The organism is Pseudonocardia sp. Ae717_Ps2, from assembly GCF_001932475.1.
Classification (GTDB): Bacteria; Actinomycetota; Actinomycetes; order Mycobacteriales; family Pseudonocardiaceae; genus Pseudonocardia.
In genome coordinates this window covers 169,956-184,644 of the sequence record NZ_MCIS01000001.1, presented here as the reverse complement: position 1 = coordinate 184,644, position 14,689 = coordinate 169,956, and the positions used below count along the sequence as shown (strand labels likewise).

The following is a 14,689-nucleotide window of genomic DNA, read 5'->3' as shown; positions in this document are numbered from 1 at the left end:
ATCGGTTAGCGTTGCTGAACGTGAGCATCGCAACCGAAACGGGCACGACGGACACCGCGGCACCGTCCGCCTTCCGCGTCGCCACCGGCGCGGTCATCGTGACGACGGCGTCGGTGCTGCCGGTGTTCCTCACCGGTGCCCTGGCGGTGCAGCTCTCGCGCGACCTGGCCTTCGACCCGTCCGGGCTGGGGCTGGTCGTCGCGCTGTACTTCGGGGTGAGCGCGCTGTGTTCGCTGCCGGTCGGGATGGTCGTCGAGCGGTTCGGGTCGCGGGTGACCAGCCGCATCGCCGTCGTCGGGGCGGCGGTGCTGATGGCGGCCCTGGGGCTGGGCGCGCGGTCCTACGTCGCGCTCGTCGTGCTGCTGCTCTGCGGCGCCTGGTGCAACGTGATGGGCCAGCTGTCGTCGAACCTGACGCTCGCGCGCTCGGTGCCCGCGCACCGGATGGGGCTGTCGTTCGGGGTGAAGCAGGCCGCGATCCCGGCGGCGACGCTGCTGGCCGGGCTGGCCGTCCCCGCGGTGGCACTGACCGTGGGCTGGCGCTGGGCCTACGGGATCGGCGCCCTGCTGGCCCTCGCCGCGCTTTTCGCCTGCCCGCGGGCCGACGCCCGGCCGCCGGCCCGCGCCGGGAAGGGTGACCGGGCGACGGGCGCGCTCGCGGTGATCGGCGCGGCCTCCGGGCTGGCCGCCGGGACCGCGACGGCGCTCGGCATCTTCCTGGTCGCGTCGGCGGTGGACCGAGGGATCGACCCCGGTCTCGCCGGGCTGGTGCTGACCCTCGGCAGCGTCGTGGGCCTGTCGGCGCGGTTGCTGCACGGGTGGCTGGCGGACCGTCGCACCGGTGGCCACGTGGCCGTGGTGGCGGCGAGTCTCGCGTCCGGCGCGATCGGTTTCGTGCTGCTCGCCGTCCCGGGGACGCCCGCACTGGTCGTCGGCGTGGTGCTGGCGTTCGGGCTCGGGTGGGCGTGGCCGGGCCTGCTGCAGTTCGCCGTCGTGCGGCTCAACCCGTCCGCCCCGGCCGCGGCGACGTCGATCGTGCAGGTCGGCGTCTACGCCGGCGGCTTCGCCGGGCCGATCGTCTTCGGCTCGCTCGCCACCCACGCCGGCTTCCCGACCGCGTGGACGGTCAACGCCGTCGTGATGCTGGTGTCGGCGGCGTTGATGCTGGTCGGGCGCCGGATGCTGATCGCGCACGCGCGGCGCTGAGCGGAAACAGGGCCGAATCTGTCAGGGTCGTGGTGCACAGTGGCGTCCGCTCACGTCGTTCGAGGGGGACTTCACGATGCCGGACGCGATCCGCGCCACGGGACTGGTCAAGACCTACGGGTCGTTGCGGGCACTCGACGGGGTGGACCTGTCGGTACCGGAGGGGACCGTGCTCGGCCTGCTGGGCCCGAACGGCGCCGGGAAGACCACGGTCGTCCGGGTGCTGACCACACTGCTGACACCGGACGCGGGCACGGCCACCGTCGCCGGCGTCGACGTGCTGGCCGACCCCGCCGCGGTGCGCAGCCGGATCGGCCTGTCCGGGCAGTACGCCGCGGTCGACGAGTACCTGACCGGTTTCGAGAACCTGGAGATGGTCGGGCGGCTCTACCACCTGGGGCGTCGCCGGGCCCGGGACCGTGCCCGCGAGCTGCTGGCGGACTTCGGCCTGACCGACGCCGCGGACCGGCCTGCCCGCACCTACTCCGGCGGGATGCGCCGCTGACTGGACCTGGCCGGGGCGCTCGTCGCCGACCCGCCGGTGCTGCTGCTCGACGAGCCGACCACCGGGCTGGACCCGCGCAGCCGCAACGACCTGTGGGACGTGATCCGCGGGCTCGTCGCACGCGGGACGACGCTGCTGCTCACCACCCAGTACCTGGAGGAGGCCGATGCGCTGGCCGACGAGATCGTGGTCATCGACCACGGCCGGGTCATCGCCCGCGGCACCGCGGACCAGCTGAAGTCCCAGGTCGGCGGGGAGCGGCTCGAGGTGACCGTCAGCGCGGCCGCGGACCTCGACGCGACCGCCGCGCACCTGGCTCCGCTCGGCGTCGGCGAGGCGGTGCTCGACCGGCACCGCCGTTCGCTGACCATGCCGGTCAGCGGCGGGGTCGACGTGCTGCGCGCCGCGCTGGACCGGCTCGCCGACTCCGGCACCAAGGTCGACGACGCGGGGCTGCGCCGCCCGACGCTCGACGACGTCTTCCTCACCCTGACCGGGCGCCCCGCCGACGAGGCGGACCAGGCCGAGGAGCCGACCCCGTGAACGCCGCCGCCACCATGCTCGCCGACGCCTCCGTCGTCGCGAAGCGAAACCTGATCAAGATCAAGCGGGTCCCGGACCTGCTGGTCTTCACGACCCTGTCCCCGATCATGTTCGTGCTGCTGTTCGCCTACGTCTTCGGCGGCGCGATCGACCCGACCGGCGGCGGGGCCGGGTACCGCGAGTTCCTGATGGCCGGGATCTTCGCCCAGACCGTCATCTTCGGGGCCACGAACACCGGCGCCGGGCTCGCCGAGGACGTCAAGAAGGGCATCATCGAGCGGTTCCGGTCGCTGCCGATGTCGTCGTCGGCGGTGCTGACCGGCCGGACCCTCTCCGACGTGGTGAACAACCTGATCGTGCTGGTGGTGATGTCGCTGACCGGGCTGCTGGTCGGGTGGCGGATCCACACCTCGGTCGGGGAGGCGCTCGCCGGGTTCGCCGTGCTGATCGTGTTCGCCTACGCCTTCTCCTGGGTGATGGCGTTCGTCGGGCTGCTCGTGCCGAGCCCGGAGGTGGTGAACAACGCCTCGTTCGTCGTGATCTTCCCGCTGACGTTCCTCGCGAACACCTTCGTGCCGCTGAACTCGCTGCCCGGCCCGCTGCGGGTGTTCGCCGAGTGGAACCCGGTCTCGGCGGTGACCGCGGCCGCACGGTCCCTGTTCGGCAACGACGGCGCGATCCCGGCGTCCGCGTCCGTCTCGGACGCCTGGCCGCTGCAGCATCCGGTGCTCTACGTGCTGATCTGGTCGGTCGCGATCGTCGCGGTCTTCGCGCCGCTGGCGAGCTGGCAGTACCGGCGGGCCGCGAGCCGCTGACGGCACCGCTGCCGACAGCACTGCCGCCGGCCCCGGCGTGCCGGGCCTGGCGGCAGGGCCGGCGACCCGAGCCCGGATGGGGAGGCCCTCCCCTGGCGTCCCCGGGGAGGGCCTCGTCGTCCGTCGGGACGCTCGTCGTGTGTGACCACTCCAGCGACTGCGGGAGCACGTCGCTGGGGAGCGTCCCGGCGTACGTGTGGGGGTCAGCCGACCTGGTTGAGCCAGGCTCCACGGCTGCTGGAGAAGTCCATCGCGTCGTAGAGCAGGACGTACTGTCCGGTCGCGCCGCTCGGCCGGTCGAAGCAGACGGTGCCGGTCATGGTGCCGCCGGGCGCCAGCTGGCCGGCGGTGAGCAGCGTGTCGGAGCCGAGCAGTGTCGTCATCAACGCTGCACCGTTCGGGTCCTGGAGCTTCCAGTCGAAGCCTCCGTTGAACGACTCCGTGCCGGATCCGGTGTTGGTGTAGGTGACGTCCGAGCACAGGGTCTGGCCGATGGGCGAGTCGCCCGGCGTCAGCGGGCTCGCCGCGATCTGCAGGTTCCCGACGGTCAGCGTGCCGCCGGCGTCGCCGACCACGTCGTCGGCGGTCGCACCGGGAAAGGCTCCCGCCGCGTCGCCGGAGGCCGCCGGCGGGGTCCCGGTCGAGGAGGCCGTCGGCAGGCCGGACACCGCGGCGGCGAACACCGAGGCGTAGAGGACACAGATGACCAGCCCGATCGCCGAGAGCACCGTGCCCGCGATCGCGACCCCACGGTTGTCCGCACGGCCCCGGCTCGCCCGGACGACACCGAGCACGCCGAACAGCAGACCCAGTAGCACCAGCGGCCAGGCGATCACCCCGATGAACGGGATGAAGGAGAACAGCAGGCCGAGGATCCCGAGCACCAGCGCGGTGACGCCGAAGCCGTTGCGCGGCGCGACGGCCGGGGCGGCGACGGCCGGGGCCGCGGTGCGCTGCTGCGGGACGGCGGTGCGCTGGGCCGCGCTCGGCCAGGGCTGGGCGCCGGCGGGCGCCTGCTGCTGCGGCATCCCGCCCGGGTTGGTGCGCCCGAAGGGCGGTCCGCCGAAGGGGACGTCGGGGTTGCCGTCGTAGTACGGGTTCGGGTACCCGCCGGAGTGCTGCGGCCGGGGCTGGTGGTGCGGCGCCCGGCCCTGCGGCGCGGCGCCGCGCGGGTCCTGCGCGTACTGCTGCCGGTGGTGTCCGGGGCCCTGGGGGCCCGGGTACTGCTGCGGGACGCGGTGCGGGCCGGACTGCTGCTGCGGCGGGCCGGAGAGGTCCGGGGCACCGTGGCGGTTCTGCGGAGTGGTCACGTCACGGCTGTCGCGGCGACGGCGGCCCGCGTATCAGCTGGTCCGCACTTATCAACAAATCTGAGGACAGGGCCGTTCGGCCGTGCGGGTACAGGACCGAACAGGTCAGCCGAGCCGGTCGAGCAGGGCCCGAGCATCGGTCGGTGCGTGGACCTTCGCGTCGTTGTCGAAGTAGCAGACGACGTCGTGCCCGGCGTCGCGCCAGGCCCGGATGCGGGCGGCCCAGCCGTCGAGCGCCGCGGCGGTGTAGCCACCGGCGTAGAGCTCGCCCTGGCCGTGCAGCCGCAGGTAGACGAGATCGGCGGTGACCTCGTCGAACACCGGCCAGGTGCCCGCCGAGTCCGACTGCACCAGGGCGACGCCGTGCTCGCGCAGCAGCGCGGTGAACGCCGGGTCCCGGAACGACGGGTGCCGCGGCTCGACCGCGTGCCGCAGCGGGCGGTCGGCGTCGGTCTCGACGAGCGCCCGGCCGTCGAGCCGCTCGTCGTGTCCGGTCGCGGCCCGGGCGGCGGCCGTGGTGGTCGACGGCAGCAGCTCCAGGAAGCGGGCCACCCGGTCGGCGTCGAAGCGCATCCGGGGCGGCAGCTGCCACAGCACCGGGCCCAGTGCGGGGCCCAGTCCGAGCACCCCGGAGGCGAGGAAGTTCGCGACCGGCACCGCGACGTCGCGCAGCTGCTTCAGGTGCGTCACGAAGCGCGGGCCCTTCACCGCGAACACGAACCCGGCCGGGACCTGCTCGGCCCAGGCGCGGTAGTTCTCCGGGCGTTGCAGCGAGTAGAACGACCCGTTGATCTCGATCGAGGTGACCTGCCGGGACAGGTACTCCAGCTCCCGGCGCTGCACCAGCCCCGGTGGGTAGAACGTGCCGCGCCACGGCGGGTAGCGCCACCCCGATGTCCCGACCAGCACAGTGCCGGCCCGGGGCGTCCCACTCACGTGCCACCGACCAGCCCGCGCAGCGCGGCGGCGGCCGCAACCGGGTGGGTCACCGGGCCGTTGTGGCCCCCGGGCAGCTCGACCAGGCCCCGCCCGATCCCGGCGGCCAGGGCCTCGGCGCACCGGTGCTCCCAGCGCCCGCGCGACTCGTAGCCGCCGGTGGGGATCACCCGTACCCCGCTGGCGGTCACGTCGGCCGGGTCGATCCGGGCGGCCCGCACGGCCGGGACGTCGTGGCGCAGGAAGCGGCGCAGTGCGGGCTGCGGGTCCCCCGACGGCGGCTCGGGCCGGTAGCCGGGCTCGACCGGGTCGTCGCCGGAGGTCAGCTCCGCCATCGTCCGGATCGCGGCGCCGATGTCGTCGCGCGCGACGAGGTCCTCGACCCGGTCCATGGCGGCCTCGAAGGCCGCGTCGCGGACCAGGCCGGGCAGCGGTGGCTCGTGCGCGACGAGCGTCGTGACCAGGCCCGGGTGCCGGACGGCGAGCAGCAGCCCGATCACCGCGCCGATGCTCACCCCCACGACGGCAGCGGGCCCGGTGCCCGCCAGCAGCCCGGCCGCGTCGTCGGCGTGCGCGGTCAGCGGGACCGGGCCGTCGTCGGCCGGGCTGCGCCCGATCCCGCGTCGGTCGTAGGTGAGCACCCGGTGGGTCACGGCCAGCTCGTCGACGAGCATCCGCGCCGCGCCCGCCTCGGACGCGCCGCCCTGGATCAGCAGCAGCGGCGGCCCCGACCCGGTCACCTCGTGGTGCAGGGGCACGACGTCCTCCCGGGCCGGTCTCGGGGCGGCCGGACGGCCGCCCGTTTGCCAGGATGGACGTCATGCGTACCCGACCGCACCTCGAGTCGTGACCGAGCTCGCCCCGGCGGTGCGCCGGGTCCTGGACTGGCCGGTCGACCACGTGGGCGCCGCCGTCGTCGCCGCGGACGGCACGGTGCTCGCCACTGCGGGCGACGTCGACCGCGAGTTCGCGCTGGCGTCGGTGACCAAGCTGCTCTCGGCCTACGCGGCGCTCGTCGCGGTCGAGGAGGGTGCCGTCGACTGGGACGACGCGGCCGGCCCGGAGGGTGTGACGGTGCGGCACCTGATCGCGCACACCTCCGGCCTGGCGTTCGACACCGACGAGGTCAAGGCCGCCCCCGGGGAGAAGCGGATCTACTCCAACACCGGTTTCGCCGTGCTCGCCGACGCCATCGCGGCCGCGACCGGCATCGGGTTCGCCGAGTACCTGCACGAGGCCGTCTGCACCCCGCTCGGGATGGGGCACACCCGGCTGGAGGGGGCCGCCGGCTCCGGCGCCGTCTCGACCGTCGAGGACCTGACCCGCTTCGCCGCCGAGCTGCAGGCCCCGCGGCTGCTGGACCCGCGGACCGTCGCCGAGGCGACCACGGTCGCCTACCCCGGTCTCGACGGGCTGCTGCCGGGCTACGGCCGACAGCGACCGAACGACTGGGGCCTGGGCCTGGAGATCCGCGACGGCAAGTCCCCGCACTGGACCGGGGTGCACTCGTCGCCGCGGACGTTCGGGCACTTCGGGCAGTCCGGCACGTTCCTGTGGGTCGACCCGGACGCGGGCGCCGCGGCCGTCGTCCTGACCGACCGCGACTTCGGGCCGTGGGCGGTCGAGGCGTGGACGCCGTGGACGGACGGGGTGCTCGCGGCGCTCGCGGCCGGCTGAGGGCAGGTCAGGGGTCGACCCGGTCGAAGCCCCAGGAGTGCGGCGGCCGGGCCAGCAGCTCGCCGGGCGGCTCGGGCAGCGTCGTCCCGGCCGGCACCCCGACCGCGATCACGACGACCCGACCGCCGTCGGCGACGAACAGCTCGTGGCGCTGCGCACCGGCCAGCGCGACGGCGGCCCGCTCGCGCACGTGGTCGAGGAGCTCGTCGCGGCGGCCGTCGGCGGCGCGGGCCTCCCACATCAGGGTCGGGGTCACGTCCGGCGCGCCGGCACGGTCGGCACGTCGACCGCGGCGGCCACGTCGGCGGCGGTGACCCGGAACCGGTCCGGATAGTGCGCGGCGTCGCGGACCGCAGGCGGCTCGGTGTCGCGCCAGACGAAGCCGCACAACCCGCAGCGGTGCACGGTCCACACCCCGGGGACCGGGGAGGTCGCGAGCACGGCGGCGCCGTCGGTGGAGCAGCGGGGGCAGGTCATCAGCGGTTCTCCTTCCGGTCGCCGGCGACGAGCCGGCCCAGACGCTCGACCCAGGCCGCGGTGTCGTCGGGCGGCACGACGCGCTGGGAGTAGTGCCCGCGGTCGTCCGGGGCGGTCGGCGTGGTGGCATCGATGATCAGCTTGTGGGTGATGCCGGCCGGGTCGGATCCCGGGTCCAGCGGCAGCACCGGCATGTCGGGCAGGATCACCAGGTCGTGCGCGGGGTGCATCTTGGTCGACAGCGCCCACATGACCTGGGGCAGGTCGAACGGGTCCACGGTGTCGTCGACGCAGATCACGACCTTGCAGTAGCCGAGGCCGTGCGGGGTGGTCATGGTCCGCATCCCGACGGCCTTGGCGAAGCCCCCGTAGCGGTTGCGGACCGAGACGATCGCGAGCAGCCCGTGGGTGTACATCGCGTTGACCGCGCGCACCTCGGGGAACTCGGCCTGCAGCTGCTTGAGCAACGGGACGCAGGTGTTGGGCCCGATGAGGTAGTCGCACTCGGTCCACGGCATGCCGATGTAGAGGTGCTCGAAGTAGGGCGTGGTCCGGTAGGACACCCGGTCGATGCGGATCTGCGGCATGCGCCGGCCGCCGGAGTAGTGCCCGGTGAACTCGCCGAACGGGCCCTCGAAGTGCCGCTCGCGCCCGAGGACGACGCCCTCCAGCAGGATCTCGCAGCCCCACGGGACGTCGAGCCCGGTCTCCGGGCCGGTGGCGATCGGGCATGGTGAGCCGCGCAGGGCGCCCGCCATCTCGTACTCGCTGTCGGCGTAGGCGATCGGCATGCCCGCGACCAGCGGGATCGTCGGCTCGTTGCCGAGCGTGATCGCGACCGGCAGGTCCTCGCCGCGCTCCTCGGCGCGGCGCAGCTGCAGCGCGATGTCGTGCTGCGGGACGGGCTGCAGCCCGAGCGTGCGCGGTCCCTGGACCTCCATCCGGTAGATGCCCAGGTTCTGCTTGCCGAAGGAGTCCGGGTCGTCGGGGTCGCGGCTGACGACGGCGGCCTTGTCGATGTAGAAGCCGCCGTCGCCTGCGTTGATGCGGAACAGCGGCAGCAGCGCGAACAGGTCGACCGCCTCGCCGGCGACGGTGTTCTCCGCGAACGGCGGGTCGGCGCGCCGCTCGACCGGCACCGGGAAGGCGTCCCAGCGACGGCCGAACTCCTCGACCTGCTCACGCACCGGGGTCTCCGGCGGCAGCCCGAGCGCGACGGCGTGGTTGGCCCAGGAGCCGTGCGCGTTGAGCACGATGTTCGGGTCGCGGAACCCGGCGACGTCGGTGAACAGCAGCGCGGGGGCTCGGTCGCCGAGCTTCGGTGCGGCGGCACCGGCGGCACCGAGGTCGGGCTCGGCCTTCACCTCGTCGTCGATGCGCAGGAGCTGGCCGTGCCGCTCGAGCTCGGCCAGGTAGTCGCGGAAGGTGTCCATCAGGCGCTCCTCCTCTGACGGGCGGACCCGCCGGTCCAGCGGCGGGCCCGCGGGGCGGGCAGGTCGAACTGGTCGCAGATGCGTGCGACGACGTGGTCGACGACGTCGTCCAGTCCGGCCGGGTGGTTGTAGAAGGCGGGCATCGGCGGGACGATCCGCACCCCGGTGCGGCGCAGGGCCAGCATGTTCTCGAGGTGGATCTCCGACAGCGGGGTCTCCCGCGGCACGAGGACCAGCTTCCGGTCCTCCTTGATCGTGACGTCGGCGGCGCGGGCGACGAGCCCGTCGGCGATCCCGTGCCGGATCTGCGCGAGCGTCTTCATCGAGCAGGGGACGACGACCATCCCGTCGGTCCGGAACGAGCCGGACGAGATCGACGCGGCCTGGTCCCCGAACGGATGTGCGGTCCCGGCCAGCGCCTCGACCTCGGGCACCGTCCAGCCGGTCTCCTCGACGATCGTCGCCCGCGCCCACTTGGAGAGCACGAGATGCGTGTCGACCTCGGCCTCGCGCAGCGCCTCCAGCAGACGGATCCCGAGGATCGCGCCGGTCGCGCCGGTGATCCCCACGACGAGTCGCACCGGGCCACCTCCCAACTAGTTCGTATACTAACTGTTTGAATACGAACTATACTCGTCGCATGATCGAGCGCAACCCGGGTGCCGACGAGGCGGTCGTGCACCTGCTCCGCCGGGTCCTGCAGTCCCACACCGCGGCCTGGCAGCAACGCGTCCCGCAGCTGACCAAGCCGCAGTACGCGATGCTCGACGCGCTGCGCCGCCGGCCCGGGATCGACCAGGTCACGCTCGGGTCGCTCGCGGCGACCGACAAGGGCACCACCACCGAGCTGCTGCGCCGGATGGAGCGCAACGGCTGGCTGACCCGCACCCGGTCCGAGACCGACCAGCGACGTCGGCTGGTCCACCTCACCGACGAGGGCGAACGCCTGGCCGCCGGGGCCGCGACCGAGGCCCGCGCGCTGGCCGCCGAGTTCCTCGCCCCGCTCGACGGGGCCGACCGGACCCGGCTGCGCGACCTGCTGGCCCGGCTCGCCGCGGCAGAGCCCGACGGGGACGGGGAGTCGTCCGGGATTCCTCACCCGGGGCGGGAATGAACCGCGACCCCCGCCCGTTGGAACGACTGTCCGAGCCGGGCGAACCGAGTCCCCGGGCCGCAATAGATAACCGCCACCGTGGAGTTCCGTTCGGCTGGAGCCACGATGCGCCACTCGCCGCGAGGCGACCGGCGTCCGGTTCGGACCCCATACCTCCCCTTCTCGAAATCCATTCGACGACGCCTGCGAGGCCGGTCACCATGGTCGGCGCGCGCCCGGTCCCGGGCGAGCAGGCAGACTGAACGAACGATGTCCAGCGAACCCGTCCCGTCTCCGACCTCCGCACAGCCGTCGTCGCACGACCGACCGCGCCGACCCCGCCGCCGACCCGGCGCCCGGGGCGAGCACCAGCCGCGCGGCGGGAACTCCGGCACCCCGCAGGACACACCTCCACACGAGACCACCTCATCGGACCTCGCCGCAGCGCAGGCCGCCCCCGGGACGGAGGGCGCCGCGCGCGGCGTCCCGGCCCGCGATCAGCAGCGCCGCCGTGCATCGACGCAGCGCCGCCGCGGGCCTCGGGGTCGGCGCGCTGCCGTCACGGCGCCCGGCCCCGACCAGCCCGGCCGTCGCGGCCCCGACCGCGACGGCCCGGACCCCTCGGGCCCCACCCCGGCCGCAGAGACCGACGCCGGCCGGCCGCGCCGGGGCACCGGCGGGGGCCGCGACGCCGAGCCGCCGCTCCCCCCGCTCGACGACGCCGAGCTCACCGCCCTGCGCGAGCGCCTCGACTCCCTCGGCCCGGCCGAGGCCGAGCGCCTGCGCGGCCGGCTGGACCGGGCCCGCGACGGGCGCGCCCAGCAGCGGGTCGCCGACGCCGTCGCGAAGGCCGAGCACCGCGTCGCGCGCCGGCGCGCCGCGCTGCCGCGGATCTCCTACCCCGCGACGCTGCCGGTCTCCGCGCGCCGCGAGGAGATCGCCGACGCGATCCGCGACAACCAGGTCGTGATCGTCGCCGGGGAGACCGGCTCCGGGAAGACGACGCAGCTGCCGAAGATCTGCCTCGAGCTGGGCCGCGGTGTGCACGGGATGATCGGGCACACCCAGCCGCGGCGGCTCGCCGCGCGCACCGTCGCCACCCGGATCGCCGAGGAGCTGGGCGTCGAGCTCGGCGGGGCGGTCGGTTGGAAGGTCCGGTTCACCGACGCCGTCGGCGACTCGACCATGGTCAAGCTGATGACCGACGGCATCCTGCTGGCCGAGCTGGCCGGGGACAAGGACCTGCTGGCCTACGACACGCTGATCATCGACGAGGCGCACGAGCGCAGCCTCAACATCGACTTCATCCTCGGGTACCTGACCCGGCTGCTCCCCCGCCGTCCCGACCTCAAGGTCGTCATCACCTCCGCGACGATCGACCCGGAGCGCTTCGCCCGGCACTTCGGCACGGCCTCGGAGAGCGGCGAGCCGACCCCCGCGCCGATCGTCGAGGTCTCCGGGCGCACGTTCCCGGTGGAGGTGCGGTACCGGCCCGTCGTCGACCCCGACGACCCCGACGCCGACCCCGACCGGCAGCTGGACGACGCGATCGGCGACGCCGTCGTCGAGCTGCAGCGCGAGGGCCCGGGCGACGTGCTGGTGTTCCTGCCCGGTGAGCGCGAGATCCGGGAGGCCACCGAGGCACTGGAGCGGCGCAACCTGCGGAACACCGAGATCCTGCCGCTCTACGCCCGCCTGTCGACGGCCGAGCAGCAGCGCGTGTGGGCGCCGCACGCAGGCAACCGGGTCGTGCTGGCCACCAACGTCGCCGAGACCTCGCTGACCGTCCCCGGCGTCCGCTACGTCGTCGACACCGGGACCGCGCGCATCTCGCGCTACTCGCGCCGCCTCAAGGTGCAGCGGCTGCCGATCGAGAAGATCTCCCAGGCCTCGGCGAACCAACGCTCCGGTCGCTGCGGCCGCACCTCGGACGGCATCGCGATCCGGCTGTACGCCGAGGACGACTTCGACGCCCGCCCCGAGTTCACCGACCCGGAGATCCTGCGGACCAACCTGGCGTCGGTCGTGCTGCAGATGATCGCCCTGGACCTGGGCGAGATCTCGGAGTTCCCGTTCGTCGAGCCGCCGGACCGGCGCGCCGTCGCCGACGGTCTGGACCTGCTGCACGAGCTCGGTGCGCTGCGTCCGGACCGGCGCTCGCTGACCGCCGTCGGGCAGTCACTGGCGCGGCTGCCGGTGGACCCCCGGCTGGGCCGGATGCTCGTCGAGGCGCACCGCAACGGCTGCCTGCGCGAGGTGCTGGTCATCGCGGCCGCGCTGAGCGTGCAGGACCCTCGCGAGCGGCCGACCGAGCAGCGCCAGGCCGCCGACGAGCGGCACCGCCGCTTCGCCGAGGACGGCTCGGACTTCCTCGCGTTCCTGCGGCTGTGGGACCACCTGCAGCAGCGCCGCGACGAGCTGTCGGGCAGCCGGTTCCGGCGCGAGCTGCGCGAGGACTTCCTGCACTACCTGCGCGTGCGCGAGTGGTGGGACCTGCACGGCCAGCTCCGGCAGGCCGCGCGCAGCTCCGGCATGGAGGTCAACGACCACGACCCCGAGTGGCCGCGGCACGCCGACCGGATCCACCAGTCCGTCCTCGCCGGTCTGCTGTCGCAGGTCGGCATGCAGGACCCGCTCTCCGAGAAGAGCACAGGGAAGGGCACGGGGAACGGCAGAGACGGGAAGAAGGAGCGGAAGGGGCCGAAGGACTATCTCGGAGCCCGCGGCGCGAAGTTCGCGATCTGGCCCGGCTCGGGGCTGGCGCGCAAGCCCCCGCGCTGGGTGATGGCCGCCGAACTCGTCGAGACGACGAGATTGTGGGCACGGACCGTCGCACCGGTGCAGCCGGACTGGATCGAGCCGCTCGCCGAACATCTCGTCAAGAAGACATATTCGGAACCGCGCTGGTCACGCAAGCGCGGGAGCGCCGTCGCGACCGAGCGGGTCACCCTGCACGGGCTGCCGCTGGTCGCGGACCGCACCGTCGCCTACGGCCGGATCGACGCCGAGGTGAGCCGCGACCTGTTCCTGCGCCACGCTCTCGTCGAGGGCGACTGGGAAACCCGGCACCCGTTCTTCCACGCCAACCGGGAGCTGCTCGACAGCGTCGAGGAGCTGGAGCACCGGGCCCGGCGGCGCGACCTCGTCGTCGACGAGGACACCCTGTTCGCCTTCTACGACGAGCGGGTTCCCGCCGACGTCGTCTCCGGTGCGCACTTCGACCGCTGGTGGAAGCGGGAGTCGAAGCGATCCCCGGACCGGCTGACCTACACCGAGGAGATGCTCGCGACCGAGGCCGCGAAGCAGGTCGACCGCAACCACTACCCCGACCACGTCGAGGCGGGCGGGCTGACGCTGCCGCTGTCCTACGCGTCCGAGCCGGGCCACCACGAGGACGGTGTGACCGTCGACGTGCCGGTGGCGGCGCTGAACCAGGTCGACCCGACGCCGTTCACCTGGCAGGTGCCGGGGCTGCGTGAGGAGCTCGTCACCGCGTTGATCCGGACGCTGCCGCGGAACCTGCGCCGCAACTTCTCCCCGGCCCCGGACCACGCGAAGGCGGTGCTGGCCCGGCTGCGCGGCGAGACCGGCCGACGCCCGCTGCTGGACGTCCTGGAGGACGAGCTCGGCCGGATGCGCGACGTGCACATCCGGCGCGAGGACTGGGAGCTGGAGCGGCTGCCCGAGCACCTCACGGTGACGTTCCGGGTGCTCGACGAGTCCGGTGCCGAGCTGGCCCGCGACACCGACCTGGACCGGCTGCGCCGCGCCCTCGCCCCGAAGGTGCGGGAGGAGCTGGCCGCCGCGGGCAGCGACGTCGAGGCGACCGGGCTGACGTCGTGGACGATCGGCGAGCTCCCCCGCGAGCTGCCGATCCGGCGCGGCGCGCACACGGTCACCGGCTACCCGGGCCTGCGCGACCGCGGCACGAGCGCCGACGTCCGGGTGTACGCGACGGCGTCCGAGCGCGACCCAGCCCACCACCGCGGCGCCCGGCGGCTCCTGCTCCGCAACACCACCCACCCGGGCAAGCAGGTGCAGCGCGGTCTGGACAACCGGGCGCGGCTGGCCCTGTCGCGCAACCCGCACGGCTCGCTCGACGCCCTGCTCGACGACTGCACCACCGCCGCCGCCGACCACCTGATGGTCCGTGGCGGCGGGGACCCGTTCGACGAGGCGCAGTACGCGCGGCTCGCGGAGCTGCTGCGGATGCGGCTGCCGTCGACGACGCTGCAGGTCCTCGACGCCGTCCGCGGCGTGCTGGAGGTGTGGCACCGGGTGGGTGCGGCGCTGGCGGACCTGCGCGGCCCGGCCACCCGCGACGGCGTCGCCGACGTGACGGCGGTCGTGGGCCGGCTGACCGCGCCGGGCTTCGTCACCGCCGCCGGCGCGAACCGGCTCGGCGACGTGAAGCGCTACCTGCAGGGCTGCGAGCTGCGGCTGGAGAAGCTGCGCGCCGACCCCGCCCGCGACGCCCGGTGGACCGCCGAGATCGCTCCGGTCGAGGCCGAGTACCGCGGGCTGCTCGCCGCGCTGCCCGAGGGCACCGAGCCGTCGCCGGCGCTGCGGGAGATCGGCTGGATGGTCGAGGAGCTGCGCATCTCGCTCTACGCCCACCCGATGAAGACCCGGCACCCGGTGTCGGTGCGGCGGATCGAGCGGGCGATCGACGAGCTGTGACTGTCGGGGGTCGCG

Annotated in this window: 12 protein-coding genes and 1 pseudogene; 6 read left to right on the top strand and 7 right to left on the bottom strand. The window is 74.2% G+C overall.

The genetic code is table 11. From position 1 onward, the window contains the following. Positions 1-20 precede the first annotated feature (20 nt). The 3 genes and pseudogenes from Ae717Ps2_RS00910 (at position 21) to Ae717Ps2_RS00900 (ending at position 3,068) form a co-directional block, all read left to right on the top strand. The gene (locus Ae717Ps2_RS00910) at positions 21-1,205 is read left to right on the top strand and encodes an MFS transporter (protein WP_233147402.1); all 1,185 of its coding nucleotides are present in this window, start codon (positions 21-23) and stop codon (positions 1,203-1,205) included. Between the two features lie 76 nt (positions 1,206-1,281). Next, positions 1,282-2,253, top strand: a pseudogene (locus Ae717Ps2_RS00905) (ATP-binding cassette domain-containing protein). Beyond that, entirely contained in the window at positions 2,250-3,068 is an 819-nt protein-coding gene (locus Ae717Ps2_RS00900; protein WP_369804802.1) for an ABC transporter permease, read from the top strand. Before Ae717Ps2_RS00905 ends, Ae717Ps2_RS00900 begins: the two are co-directional and overlap by 4 nt. A 203-nt stretch (positions 3,069-3,271) precedes the next feature. On the opposite strand, the gene Ae717Ps2_RS00895 is transcribed toward Ae717Ps2_RS00900, so the two are convergent. From Ae717Ps2_RS00895 to Ae717Ps2_RS00885, 3 genes are all read right to left on the bottom strand, one after another. Next, positions 3,272-4,378 (bottom strand): DUF4190 domain-containing protein, encoded by a 1,107-nt coding sequence (locus tag Ae717Ps2_RS00895; RefSeq protein ID WP_075332899.1) that lies wholly within the window; start codon positions 4,376-4,378, stop codon positions 3,272-3,274. 105 nt (positions 4,379-4,483) lie between these two features. Continuing rightward, positions 4,484-5,314, bottom strand: coding sequence for a DUF72 domain-containing protein (locus Ae717Ps2_RS00890; protein WP_020622627.1), 831 nt, complete (start codon positions 5,312-5,314; stop codon positions 4,484-4,486). After that, complete coding sequence (locus Ae717Ps2_RS00885; RefSeq protein ID WP_075308686.1) at positions 5,311-6,072, bottom strand: alpha/beta fold hydrolase; 762 nt, start codon at positions 6,070-6,072, stop codon at positions 5,311-5,313. The genes Ae717Ps2_RS00890 and Ae717Ps2_RS00885 overlap by 4 nt, the downstream gene beginning before the upstream one ends. Before the next feature lie 88 nt (positions 6,073-6,160). Here Ae717Ps2_RS00885 and Ae717Ps2_RS00880 point away from each other — a divergent pair, with 88 nt between their 5' ends. Continuing rightward, the gene (locus tag Ae717Ps2_RS00880) at positions 6,161-6,991 is read left to right on the top strand and encodes a serine hydrolase (protein WP_075308687.1); all 831 of its coding nucleotides are present in this window, start codon (positions 6,161-6,163) and stop codon (positions 6,989-6,991) included. A gap of 7 nt (positions 6,992-6,998) precedes the next feature. On the opposite strand, the gene Ae717Ps2_RS00875 is transcribed toward Ae717Ps2_RS00880, so the two are convergent. Genes Ae717Ps2_RS00875 through Ae717Ps2_RS00860 form a run of 4 tightly spaced genes read right to left on the bottom strand, consistent with a single transcriptional unit; the run spans position 6,999 to position 9,482 of the window. After that, positions 6,999-7,247: a hypothetical protein gene (locus Ae717Ps2_RS00875; protein ID WP_075308689.1), complete on the bottom strand. Its 249-nt coding sequence runs from the start codon at positions 7,245-7,247 to the stop codon at positions 6,999-7,001. Then, a complete protein-coding gene (locus tag Ae717Ps2_RS00870; RefSeq protein WP_020622623.1) occupies positions 7,244-7,468 on the bottom strand; it encodes a non-oxidative hydroxyarylic acid decarboxylases subunit D in 225 nt (74 codons plus the stop codon). Before Ae717Ps2_RS00870 ends, Ae717Ps2_RS00875 begins: the two co-directional genes overlap by 4 nt. Continuing rightward, positions 7,468-8,901 (bottom strand): non-oxidative hydroxyarylic acid decarboxylases subunit C, encoded by a 1,434-nt coding sequence (locus Ae717Ps2_RS00865; protein ID WP_075332898.1) that lies wholly within the window; start codon positions 8,899-8,901, stop codon positions 7,468-7,470. Before Ae717Ps2_RS00865 ends, Ae717Ps2_RS00870 begins: the two co-directional genes overlap by 1 nt. Further along, a complete protein-coding gene (locus tag Ae717Ps2_RS00860; RefSeq protein ID WP_075308693.1) occupies positions 8,901-9,482 on the bottom strand; it encodes a UbiX family flavin prenyltransferase in 582 nt (193 codons plus the stop codon). The genes Ae717Ps2_RS00865 and Ae717Ps2_RS00860 overlap by 1 nt, the downstream gene beginning before the upstream one ends. 59 nt (positions 9,483-9,541) lie before the next feature. Between Ae717Ps2_RS00860 and Ae717Ps2_RS00855 the strand changes: the two genes are divergently transcribed. Then, on the top strand, positions 9,542-10,015 hold the full coding sequence (locus Ae717Ps2_RS00855; protein ID WP_075308695.1) for a MarR family winged helix-turn-helix transcriptional regulator: 474 nt from the start codon (positions 9,542-9,544) through the stop codon (positions 10,013-10,015). 249 nt (positions 10,016-10,264) lie between these two features. Next, the gene (hrpA, locus tag Ae717Ps2_RS00850; RefSeq protein WP_083695510.1) at positions 10,265-14,674 is read left to right on the top strand and encodes an ATP-dependent RNA helicase HrpA; all 4,410 of its coding nucleotides are present in this window, start codon (positions 10,265-10,267) and stop codon (positions 14,672-14,674) included. The last annotated feature ends 15 nt before the right edge of the window (positions 14,675-14,689 follow it).